1 pseudogene is annotated in these 285 nt (G+C 71.9%); it reads left to right on the forward strand.

The window, feature by feature from the left end:
* Positions 1 to 285 (forward strand): annotated as a pseudogene (locus C7C46_RS34000) (galactose-1-phosphate uridylyltransferase); the annotation flags it as partial.

A 285-nucleotide genomic window follows, 5' to 3' on the forward strand; every position in this document is an offset into this window, starting at 1 on the left:
AGCGCCGCGCCGGGGGTGGAGCAGGTGTTCTGCTTCGAGAACCGCGGCGTCGAGATCGGGGTGACGCTGGCTCACCCGCACGGACAGATCTACGCCTTCCCCTTCACCACCCCGCGCACCCTGAAGATGATCGCCAGCGCCGACGAGCACCGGGCCCGCACCGGCCGCAACCTGTTCGAGGACCTGGTGGCCGCCGAGCGCGCCGAACCGGTGCGTGTGGTGCTGGCCGGCGAGCACTGGACGGCCTTCGTCCCGTTCGCCCCCCGCTGGCCGTACGAGGTGCAC

The organism is Streptomyces tateyamensis, from assembly GCF_003205575.1.
GTDB lineage: Bacteria > Actinomycetota > Actinomycetes > Streptomycetales > Streptomycetaceae > Kitasatospora > Kitasatospora tateyamensis.